Origin of the sequence: Christiangramia echinicola DSM 19838 (assembly GCF_000423065.1) — a bacterium.
GTDB lineage: Bacteria > Bacteroidota > Bacteroidia > Flavobacteriales > Flavobacteriaceae > Christiangramia > Christiangramia echinicola.
Genome location: NZ_AUHG01000016.1, coordinates 37,829 through 49,820, shown reverse-complemented (window position 1 = coordinate 49,820; position 11,992 = coordinate 37,829). Strand labels below are relative to the sequence as shown.

Below are 11,992 nucleotides of genomic sequence, written 5' to 3'. Positions count from 1 at the left end.
AAAATCAATGCCCCACTGGAAATTCAAACTTCATGAAGTTATTTATGAGGCTGATACTCCTGCAGGTAAGGTATTTGACATAGCCTTACTCTTTGTTATTATTATTAGTGTAATCCTGGTAATGATGGAAAGTGTAAGCTCTCTCCTGGAAAAGTATTCTTATGAATTTTACGTGGCAGAATGGGTGATCACGGCAATTTTCACTGTAGAATACATTCTAAGAATAGTCGCTATTAATAAACCTAAACGATATATTTTTAGTTTCTACGGGATGGTTGATCTACTTTCAACTCTACCTAGCTACATAGGCTTTATTTTTGGTGGTGCGAATCTACTTTTCGCGATCAGGGCTCTTAGACTGTTGCGTATTTTCAGGATCCTGAAAATTACCAGATATATTGGAGAATCCCGCAAACTCGTGAATGCTTTAAACAATAGCAGGGCAAAGATCTTCGTCTTTCTGTTTGCGGTATTTATTATTTGTATCATCGCCGGTACCTTAATGCACCTCGTAGAAGGAGAAGGTGGTGGATTTGATAATATCCCACTAAGTATTTACTGGTGCATCGTGACCTTAACTACAGTTGGTTTTGGTGATATAGCCCCAATAACACCTTTGGGCAGGCTTATAGCTTCTTTTATAATGATCACCGGTTACGGTATTATTGCGGTACCTACCGGTATCGTTAGCGCTGAATATAGCAAAGCAACAGAGAAGCCAATTAAGAACACACAAGTATGCCCCAATTGTAATGAAAGCAGGCATTTAGATAATGCCGAATTTTGTCATAAATGCGGATATCTTTTAAATGAATAATTATCTTATTAATGTTATTGGTCCTACCGCAATTGGTAAGACCTCCCTTTCCATAAAAATTGCCCGGCATTTTAATACTGAAATTATTTCAGCAGACTCCAGGCAATTCTTTAAAGAGATGCAGATAGGAACTGCTGTACCAGATCCTCATGAATTGGAGGCTGCACCTCATCATTTTATTCAGCATATTTCTATAGACGATAATTACTCTGTTGGTGATTTTGAAAAGGAGGCCATTAATAAACTGGAAGAACTTTTCCAGGCGCATGATATAGCCGTAATGGTGGGCGGTAGCGGACTATATATTAAAGCAATTACCGAAGGCCTGGACAATTTCCCTGAAGTTGATCCTGAAATCCGTAAAAACCTCAACGGTCATCTTGAAGAAGATGGTATCGACTGGCTACAACAAAAACTCTTTGTCCTTGATCCTGAATATTACAAAACTGCTGATGTTCAAAATCCGCATCGCTTAATAAGAGCTCTAGAGATCTGCATTGAAACAGGTAAACCTTTTTCAGAATTTTTGAACCAGGATAAACCTGAGCGAAATTTCAAAATTATTAATATAGGTCTTTCTGCAGATCGGGAATTAATCTATGACCGCATCAATCGCCGGGTAGATATTATGATAGAAAATGGCCTGGTTCAAGAAGCAAGGACTCTATACCCAAAACGAGATCTTAACGCACTGAATACGGTTGGGTATAAAGAATTATTCCGGTATTTTGATGGTGAATGGGACCTGGAAATGGCAATTTCTGAAATTAAGAAAAATACCAGAAGGTTTGCCAAAAGGCAATTAACCTGGTTTAGAAAAGATGACGCTATTAAATGGTTCGACTATAATGAAAATCCTGAAGTGATCTTTAATTATATTGAAAGTAAGATCAATATTTAAAAATAAATCTTTTGGTAAATGTTTTTTCATTTGTCACGATCTTTAGCACATAAACTGCTTCCTGTAAAGGACCTAGATTCATCGAATATTCGGTTACCGTACTTTCAAAATCTTTAGCCGCGATAAATCTTCCGCGGTGATCAAAAACTTCAACTCTTTCAATCACTACATCTGCTGGGGTAGCAATTTTAAAGCTTCCTATATTCGGATTCGGATAAATAAAAATATATTCAGACCCAATTACAGGATCATCACAGAACCCCTGTTCATCAGTTATCGTAACTACGGCGGTACCGGTAGAAATGTTCCCGTTGCTATCTTCTGCGGTTATCTGGACTAAATTCTCTCCAAGGTTTTTACAGGTATATGTTAACTTACTTAAAACGTAATTTACTTCTGAATCACAATTATCAAAAGATCCATTGTCTATATCTGCAAAGGAAATTAAAGCGATCCCATCTGAATCTATTGCCGCACTGGTATTTTTCAAATTAAGAGCGGGAGGTGTATTATCTTCCAGAGACAGAATAAAACTACAGGAATCGTTAGAATTATTGTCACTTACACTAATAGTCACCTCGGTTTCTGCAGCAGTAATAATCGTACCCGGAGCCGGGGTCTGCATTATCTCAAATTCTCCATTGGAATTTATTCCAGCCTGGGCAGTATAATCTGGCAATACAAACTCACAGTTTTCATCCCAGGCTGCGGTAATATCCTCCGGACAACTAATACTAATTTCTCCCTCACGTACAATATTCACCTGAAAATCACAGGATGTTGTATTTCCTGCAGAATCCCTGGCGGTCACAACGACATCTACATCTTCGGTAATCTCCGTTCCTGCAACCGGCTGCTGGGTTATAGTAACTTCTCCGCAATTATCTGTAGCCTCTGTAATTGCAGTATAATCAGGAAGAATGTAACTTTCACCATCTCCTAAATTTATAGTTTCATCTGCTGGACATTCTATTACCGGATCTACTTCATCTTTTGGCGTAAGATAAATATCACAGAAAACAGATTCACCTTCAAAGGTTGCAGTCACTCTTACATACGGGTCGACATTATTGTCGAATATGGAATTGATTTCTAATGATTGTTCTATAATAGCCTCATCATTAGAAACGTTTATAGCTTCTGAAAGATCTGGTACTCGGTATTCACAATTCTCATCTGCGAAAATGGCAAAATCTCCCGGGCAATTAAGAATTAGATCATTCCCCTGAACTATAGTTACATCAATTGTAAAAAGACAGCTCCTGGTGTTATCTGATCCATCAGTCACTCTAACCGCAACATCTGTGGTTTCATTAATAGGCGTTCCCGGTTCTGGATCCTGCGTATATTCAAGATCTGCATCGCAATTGTCAGTTGCCGTAAAGTCATCCCTAAAATCCTGTAAATTCCAGAATGAACCTTCGGCGATCGTAATTGATAGATTGCGGTTGCTGCAATTTTCAAAATTTGGCGCGGTATCATCGATCGCTGGAACTTCAAATACACAATCCCCTACAAAATCACCATTTTCTCCGTCATACACTTCTAGAGAAACACTTAGAAAATCCTCATTTTTCACATATTCCGATGAAATAAATGGTGTATTACTAAAATTTTGAAAATTCGTGATTAATGAACTATAATCTAGAACTTCATAATCACATTCGCTATTTTTAATTATGGGATCGATTTCATTAACAACCGGGCACTCAAAACTTGGTTGTGCAGATTTAATGAGCCTATAAGTCACTTCACAGGTTTCCGTATTATTATAAACATCTGTTGCGGTTAGAACAATTTCATAATCTCCCTCTTCAGTATATTCGGTTCCTGGTAAAGGATCCTGGGTAAAAACGAGATCTTCATAGTCAGAACAATTATCAGAAATACTATATACTTCTGAAAAATCCGGTAGTTCATAAACTCCGCTTGCTGGTATTTCCCTGGTTTGCACACCTGCAGGACATATGATCAAGGGTTCACCAACATCTACAACTGTTACGTTTACGGTACATGAATATGGTTCACCAGTTTCCTTATCTGAAGCACGTATAGTTAAAGGATTAGTCCCGATATCTTCACAGGTAAATTGTAGAACTCTCAACGCCAGATCAAGGTTTGAAATGTCACTGGTAATAAATTCTGAAGTCTCAATTTCTGTGACATTAGAATTTTGTGCATCCTCTCCCAGTCTTACGGTGAGATCACCTATACATTCAAGTTCATATTGTTGTTGTTCTTCTAATGTCAATTGGAAAGTACAACTGTCTCTTAAACCTGCGGAATCTTCTACAGTTATGGTCACGACTTGACTCTCTGTTATGAAATCTCCTTCCTGCGGACTTTGAGTAATTATAAGATCATCGCTTGATGTACAATTGTCTGAAACTTCAACCTCATCAGTAAAATCTGGCACCTCATAACCTGTAGCGGAATCGAAACTTTCTACTTTATTATCTGGACAGATTATTTCTGGATCTTCTGCATCTATTACCGTAATGGTAAAACTGCAATAAACAGCATTATTAACTCCATCATTTGCTTCAAAAATTATAGTCGTCACACCAACTGGAAATTCATCTCCAGAATTTAGATCTGTATTACCATCAATCCGTGTAGGTGTCACAGATTCATTGTCATCAATAACCGTTGGAGTATCAAAAGTTACCACTGCTCCGCATTGTCTTGGATCGTTATTTCTAATAATATTTCCTGGGCAGTTTTTAAAGACTGGCGGAGTATCCTCTTCATCGGCAGGCTCTACGGTTATTTTGAAAGTGCAGCTTGTGGAGTTGCCAGCGGAGTCCGTCGCAGTAAATTCAACCATATTTTCGCCTACAGGAAACTGACTACCAGAAGCCAAACCTGATGTCCGGCTTACCGTTACTCCACATAAATCTGTAGCAGTAGCATTATTATAGGTAACCACAGCGTAATCCTTACCAGCGTTAGCCTGCACTGTAATATCTACAGGACAGGTAATAACGGGATCGGTGATATCAAATTGCGGTTTTCGTTCATATAACAAAAGATTAAAATCTATTCTAGAGTTATCAACTGGGAAAGACAAAATAGGATTTGCATTGTCTACATACATTTTATTTTGACAATAGCCAAAAGCAATATCAACAGGCAGTTTTAATTTGTCTTTTGAATAATCATAAAATGCTGCAACTAAGTTCCGGTTAGGATCAAAAATTTTAATATTAAATTCCTGAGCACTTACACCAGTAAATATACCAATGGCTAGACCAATAAATTCTGAATCACTTAGATCTTCATAATTTAAAATTTGCTCAAAATCAATATAGTCTGCATAGTCAATAATATGTATATATCCATAATTATCAATTTTAATACTACCTGGAGTTCCTAACGTTGATGTTTCACCGTTGATCTCTATTTCTCGATCATTTAAAGTTTCTAAATAACTGAAATTCGAGTCGAAAACTAGTACCTCCCCATCATTCCCGGAGTGACTAACATATAAATTTCCATTAAAATCGACCGCTAATCTATATGGTATTTCAAGTTCATGATTAATAGTTCCTTTAAAGGGAGGTTCTATCATATTCCCAATATTATCATAAACCCTAATTTCACTACTTTCAGTACTTTCTGTACCACCTGGAGAATTATAAAGAGCTACATAAATATTATCAGAATTATCCAAAGCTATGCCTAATGGTCTAAAATAAGAGGTTAGAATGGTTCTATCATTCAAAGACTGGCCAGCGCGATCGAAAACCCGAATTTTCCCATTGTTCTGCCAAGGCTCTTGATCTTCATAATCAATTATGAAAAAATTATCATTGCTATCGATAGCAAAATCCAAAGGAGCATCTAACTTATTAGCGCTAATAAATTCTTCTTTATTATTTCCCTCAGAATCATATTTAAAAACTCCATTTCCGAAAGTAAGTTGGTAGATATTCCCATTAGAATCTGTCTCAATTGCAATAGTTAGATTACTATTTTCGTCTTTGGTTACAGAACCTAAATCTTTAAAAGAATCGTAATAAAATTCAGGTACCGTATTAGCAGGATCCTGCCCAAAAACATTTCCTGAAAAATAGAAGAGAAAAAATATAAAGGTAACAGCCTTCATAAGAGAAGATCTCTTAAAATAACATGTATCGGCTGTGCTTATCAAGTTTGGGCGTATTTGGTGTACGCCATAAAGATAAGTATTGTAAGAAAACCGTTCTTAAATTTATGCTAAGATTACGGAATCAAAATTCATTTAAGAACTCTTAAAAAAATAACCTGGATTTATCGGGAGCTATAGATCCAAAATCGAGATATGATACTGCATCATGGTCTCTTCCATGATGCAGTACATCCCGGAAACTGAAAAATTAGATTATGCTCCGGTCTCTTCCTTATTCTTTACAACAAGTCTGAAACCTTCTCCATGGATATTCAAAATCTCCACGTTTTCATCTTTTTTCAGGTATTTTCTAAGTTTGGCGATATAAACGTCCATACTTCTGGAGGTGAAATAGTTATCATCTCTCCAGATCTTGGTTAATGCCAGTTCCCTTGGCATAAGATCGTTTTCATGCAAAGCCAGTAATCTTAATAACTCATTCTCCTTAGGAGAAAGTTTTTGTGGTTCCTCATCTCTAAAAGTCAGAAACCTTAATTTAGAATTCAGGTGGAAATCACCGATCTCAAATTCAAATTGTTTTGAATCTGCAACGCTATCTGTAGCCTTACGCTGCATGATCGCCTTGATCTTCATCAAGAGAACTTCACTATCAAAAGGTTTGTTCAGGTAGTCATCTGCCCCTACTTTATATCCTTTTAATACATCCTCTTTCATAGCTTTAGCTGTCAGGAAGATAATCGGGATTTCTTCGTTTTTATCACGAATTTCCTTGGCTAAGGTAAATCCATCTTTATAAGGCATCATTACGTCTAGGATACAAAGATCGAAATCGTCTTTCTTGAACTTTTCGAATCCTTCCATTCCATTCTTGGCGTGAGTTACCTCGTAATCGTTCATTGCGAGATAATCTTTAAGGACAGTTCCAAAGTTTGGATCATCCTCTACTAACAAAATTTTCTTGTTTTCAGTTTCCATATATTAAGATATTAGTGGTAGTTTAATTATAAAGGTACTTCCTTTTCCTTTTTCGCTAGATACGGTTATTTCCCCATGATGGTCATCAATAATTTGCCTTGCATACGCCAGACCTAATCCATGACCTTTTACATTGTGAATATCACCGGTATGTTCGCGATAAAATTTTTCAAATATTTTCTTCTGTACCAGCTTGTTCATTCCAACTCCCTGGTCTCTTATTTCACAATAAATATAGTTCTTTACATTTGTAGTGTAAATGTCAATTTTTGGAGCATCCTCAGAATACTTGATCGCATTATCGAGAATATTCACTACAACATTTGTAAAATGATCCTGGTTTGCCAGAATTGAAGATCTAAGCGCTCCAAAATGAGTTTGCACGTAACCTCCTCTATCTTCAATAATCAACTCCACGTGAGATACTGCATCATGTATGATATCGTGCAACTGATGTCTTTCCTTCTTTAGATCAAGTTCGTTCTTTTCCAGTTTAGAGATACGCAGCACATTTTCTACCTGTGCATGCATTCTTTTATTTTCGTCTCTTATCATTTGCAAATAACGAGAAACTTTTGTCTGATCATCAATAACCTTTGGGTTCTTAATCGCATCTAATGCCAGATTTATCGTAGCAATAGGGGTTTTGAACTCATGGGTCATATTATTAATAAAATCGGTTTTGATCTGTGATATCTGTCTCTGCTTGATCAATTGTGAAAGCGCACTGGAATATGCAATTACAATGATAAGCGTAAATATGATCGAAAGACATGCCATCAGGATCACCGATGATAATACCGCTTCTTTCTTATTCGTAAAATTAACCAGTAACTGGTACCCACTTTTCCCTGCATTATCCATAAATAAAGGTACGGCATATGTTGCAGGATGATCCAGACTAAAGTTTTCTGAATGGAGATTAGTCGCAAACGAGTTATTATAAATTCCAAACTCAAACTCTGTCTTAAGGTTTCTACTCTGCAGTTCTTCTTCCAGTAAATCTGAAATAGTTTCTTCTGATACTCTTTTATGTACTGGCAACCTAACTACGAGCTCTGAAATAGCCGATCGCAGAATGTCCTTTTCTACCTCCTCCATTCTGGACATTCGTTCTATGTGTTCTATTCGTTGCCTCGCACTTAAATTATCACCGTCAAGCTTGTTATTCCTTACAATATCAGTCACCCGTTTATTGATCATTCGGGTAAACTGTATACTATCCTGAGCAAACTGCAAAAATCCGGATGAAACCTTATAATCTTCCTCTAAAATAGTTTCCGTATTAAAATAGGTCTCGTTTCTATTTTCATCTCTGTTAGAATAAAAATATTCAGTCAAAGTTCTATCACTCAGCCTGCTATTTACGCTATCAGGATTTTTAAACTGGAAGTAATATCTTTCAAATTCCCTTTTCTGAATCTCTTCAGAAACGTTCATTAAAACTTGTTTAGCGTTATAAGAAAACTGTTGTTCACGATCATCTATAGTGCTTTTAATCCAATATCCCTGAACGAAAATAATACCGATAAGTGACAGGCTCATTAGGGCAACGAGAAGGACGAAAAGCTTCTTATTCATGCGGTCAAAAGTAATATTTTAACATTTAGACGTTAAAGTGTTTAACCAAATGTTAACAGAACTTCTAAGAATTTTTGCCTGCTTTTAAGATTTCGAAGTGAATATGTTCAACTTGTAGTTTTGTATCAGCCAGATCCTCGTTATTTATTATGAAATCTGCGAGTTGAGATTTCTTTTCATCGCTCCATTGATTGTCCATACGTTGCTGGATCTCATCCTGGGAACTTTTATCTCGCTTTTGGAGTCTTTTGATCCTAATTTCTAATGGTGCAGTAACCAGTATATTTAGGTCACATTTTTTATACCCCCCTTTTTCAAAAAGGATAGCGGCTTCGTAGATCACATATGTTGTATGTTGCCGTTGTAACCACAGCTTAAAATCTTCTTCTACTGCAGGATGGATTATTCTATTTAATTTATCGAGAAGCCTTTCATCGCTAAAGACTTTTGATGCGATAAATTTTCTTTGGGGAGTATTTCCGGAATAGGAGGATTCTCCAAAAATTGAAATTATCTCCTCCCTGATCTTTAGAGAGTTTTCCATCAATCTTTTTCCAGCCTCATCTGCTATATAAACAGGAATATCCAGCTTTTTAAAAAAACCAGCAACAGTGGTTTTTCCGCTGCCAATTCCTCCGGTAAGGCCTACTACCATCATCGCTTAATCACAAATTGAATACGCCGTTCATTTAAACGTATATTATTAATAAAATCAGGCTTCTCTACGATCTTGGCGATCATATAATCATCACCTTTTTTCACCTCCCTATAATTACAAATCACTCTAAAATCTGCAGCACTTACACTTTCAAATTGCTTAAGATTTACCTGGTAGTAAACGATCACTGTTTTAGGAAAATAAGCCAGATTGAGACCTTCAGGTACATTGGTCACCTCTACGGCAATCTCTGCACTTCCTTCAGTAAATTTCTCTACCTTCTGATAATAGCCTACACTGTTGTCATAAAAACTTAATTGACCAAGACCCGAGGTGTCTATATCTACTTCCCCGTTAAGATCCATGTTTACTTTATTTAACTTTAGAGACCTGGTATAAACGGTATTTATACTGTCAATGATCTTTTCCGGTCCGCTCACTTTTACCGAATCTGGCTTTAATCTAACAGATTCTTCCGCAGAAAAACCTACTGCATAGTTCACTTCAATTCTTGGCTCAACCTTAAGCATCTTTTCCTTTTTAAATTGAAAAGGCACCACGATCTCTTCCTGAACGATCAATGAATTCTCGAAATCTATCTTTAATTGCTGTTCTATGTCTGAAAGGTGATTCTGCAGTGTATAAACAAGTTCACCATTATTTTGTTTTGCTTTGGAAAGATCTACCTGAAGTTGCGGATTGAATATTTTATAGTAATAAATATTAAAGCCATTATCCTGTAGCTGAAGATCCACATGATCTGGCCGGTCGTCTGAAATACTCTTATCTAAAGGCGCATTTATATAATTAACCGGGATTTCTATAAGCTGGGTATAGGTTTTTGAAAATTGAACTAATACCCATACCACGGCAGAGAAAATCAGAAAAAAACTGAATGTTTTTATACTTGCTCTTTTAAATCTAGGTTTTCTACGCACCGACATTTCTTTTAAAGAATAATTGAGGAAACTCTTTTTCTGGCTGCTTATTCAAAATACTGGTTTTAAAGGTCGAATTTAAAAATCCGAAACCGTATCCCGTAAACTGAACCATCACCGCTCGTATGGCCAGAATTCCTATAAAAATACTTCTATTCTTAATACTAGCATCGATGCCTATAACCAGAAAATAGATCAGGTAGGCGCCAATAAAGAAGTACTCCCCGATAATTGCCATGAATATAGAAAATATCAGGCCAATTATGAATAATGACGGAAACCAATAAGTGATCTTTGAAGAACCGGGATGCCATTTGTTAAGAATTGGTCGCACCATTCCGAATTTTTTCACCTGAAGATAGAATTTACTCCAATCTATTCTTCGCTTATGAAATACTTTGGCTTCATTGATCAAACATATTCTGAATCCGGCTTTCTTTAATCTCAGGCTAAGATCTGGATCTTCGCCGGGATGGATCTGCCCGAAACCCTGACTGGCTTCAAAAGCTTTTCTGCTAATTCCCATATTAAAGCTACGTGGCTGGAATTCATCTACAGATTTCTTTCCACCTCTAATCCCACCGGTAGTGAAGAAAGAGGTCATCGTATAATCTATTGCTTTTTGCACATTACTAAAAGAAGGATGCGCGGCATCCGGGCCACCAAAACAATCACATTTTTCAGCAGAAAGAAAACTATGCACTTCTTTTAAATAATATTCAGGAAGAATAACATCTGAATCCAGGATAAGAAAATAATCTGCCCGGGCCTTTTTCATTCCGTAATTCCTGGAATCACCGGGTCCTGAATTCGACTTGAAGTAATAGCTAATATCAAGATCTTCTGAAAATTTAGTCACCACCTCATCTGCCCTAATAGTGGAACCATCCTCTACGATCACAACCTCAAAAGAAACCTTTGATATCAATTTCCTCATACTTTCCAGCAACTCCCGAATTTCATCGGGACGATTATATACCGGAACTATAAAGGAATACTCTGGTTGCATGTATAAGGTTTAAAAAAAGAAACTGCCGAAATCTGATCTATTAAGATACAGTTTTTCGGCAGTATAATATGATTTTTTTCTAGTCCTCGTCTGGAGTAAAAGCCTCCATCACTTCCTGGCTAACTCCCGTATTAGAGAATCCACCATCATGGAAAAGATTTTGTAAAGTCACCTTTTTAGTAAGGTCTGAGAATAATGTCAAGGTGTAGTTCGCACACTCTTCAGCAGTTGCATTTCCCAGTGGAGACATTTTTTCAGCAAAAGCGATAAAGCCATCAAATCCTTTTACTCCCTGTCCTGCAGTAGTTGGAGTTGGTGATTGTGAAATGGTATTTACTCTTACCTTTTTGTCTTTTCCGAAGAAATAACCAAAACTACGTGCAATAGACTCTAAATATGCCTTATTATCTGCCATGTCATTATAGTCTGGGAATACTCTTTGCGCGGCCATATAACTAAGGGCCACGATGCTTCCCCACTCGTTCATAGCATCTTTCTTGTAAAGAACCTGCATGGTCTTGTGGAAAGAAACTGCAGATACGTCCCAGCCTTTAGTGGTGTAATCGTAGTTCATATCTGTATAATGATTTCCTTTTCTAACATTTACAGACATCCCGATAGAGTGAAGAACGAAATCGATCTTACCTCCTAATATTTCAGTTGCTTTCTCAACAAGGTTTTCAAGGTCTTCAACTTTTGTTGCATCTGCAGGAATGATCTCTGATCCAGTCTTTTCAGCAAGATCCTTAATACTTCCCATTCTCATGGCGATTGGAGCGTTTGTAAGAACAAAAGTCCCTCCTTCTTCATGAACTTTTTCAGCAGTTTTCCAGGCTATAGAATTCTCATCTAATGCACCGAAAATTATTCCTCTTTTACCTTTTAGCAGGTTATATGACATGTGATTATTATTTTGTGGTTGTTAAGCCTGTAAATATAACAAAGTTGTTTGAATTCAGTAAGGAGTATTAAGTATTGAGATATTAGAATCTAGACTTTTGA

Annotated in this window: 9 protein-coding genes; 2 read left to right on the top strand and 7 right to left on the bottom strand. The window is 36.8% G+C overall.

Annotated features, from left to right (window positions below):
- Positions 1-7: 7 nt before the first annotated feature.
- Positions 8-817, top strand: a complete 810-nt coding sequence (locus tag G530_RS0111955; RefSeq protein WP_035716394.1) for an ion transporter — start codon at positions 8-10, stop codon at positions 815-817.
- Positions 810-1,718, top strand: coding sequence for a tRNA (adenosine(37)-N6)-dimethylallyltransferase MiaA (miaA, locus tag G530_RS0111950; RefSeq protein ID WP_026934760.1), 909 nt, complete (start codon positions 810-812; stop codon positions 1,716-1,718). The genes G530_RS0111955 and miaA overlap by 8 nt, the downstream gene beginning before the upstream one ends.
- Here the strand turns inward: miaA and G530_RS0111945 are convergent.
- The 7 genes from G530_RS0111945 to G530_RS0111915 all read right to left on the bottom strand — a co-directional run bounded on the left by G530_RS0111945 (position 1,708) and on the right by G530_RS0111915 (position 11,891).
- On the bottom strand, positions 1,708-5,826 hold the full coding sequence (locus G530_RS0111945; RefSeq protein ID WP_026934759.1) for an HYR domain-containing protein: 4,119 nt from the start codon (positions 5,824-5,826) through the stop codon (positions 1,708-1,710). The two genes, miaA and G530_RS0111945, sit on opposite strands and share 11 nt — an antisense overlap.
- 255 nt (positions 5,827-6,081) lie before the next feature.
- Positions 6,082-6,804: a response regulator transcription factor gene (locus G530_RS0111940; protein WP_026934758.1), complete on the bottom strand. Its 723-nt coding sequence runs from the start codon at positions 6,802-6,804 to the stop codon at positions 6,082-6,084.
- A 3-nt stretch (positions 6,805-6,807) separates the two neighbouring features.
- Entirely contained in the window at positions 6,808-8,385 is a 1,578-nt protein-coding gene (locus G530_RS0111935; RefSeq protein WP_026934757.1) for a sensor histidine kinase, read from the bottom strand.
- 64 nt (positions 8,386-8,449) lie between these two features.
- Complete coding sequence (gene coaE / locus G530_RS0111930; RefSeq protein ID WP_026934756.1) at positions 8,450-9,043, bottom strand: dephospho-CoA kinase; 594 nt, start codon at positions 9,041-9,043, stop codon at positions 8,450-8,452.
- Positions 9,040-9,987: a YbbR-like domain-containing protein gene (locus G530_RS0111925; RefSeq protein ID WP_026934755.1), complete on the bottom strand. Its 948-nt coding sequence runs from the start codon at positions 9,985-9,987 to the stop codon at positions 9,040-9,042. The genes coaE and G530_RS0111925 overlap by 4 nt, the downstream gene beginning before the upstream one ends.
- Entirely contained in the window at positions 9,974-10,990 is a 1,017-nt protein-coding gene (locus G530_RS0111920; protein WP_026934754.1) for a glycosyltransferase family 2 protein, read from the bottom strand. The genes G530_RS0111925 and G530_RS0111920 overlap by 14 nt, the downstream gene beginning before the upstream one ends.
- 79 nt (positions 10,991-11,069) lie before the next feature.
- Positions 11,070-11,891: an enoyl-ACP reductase FabI gene (locus G530_RS0111915; protein WP_026934753.1), complete on the bottom strand. Its 822-nt coding sequence runs from the start codon at positions 11,889-11,891 to the stop codon at positions 11,070-11,072.
- Positions 11,892-11,992: the final 101 nt, after the last annotated feature.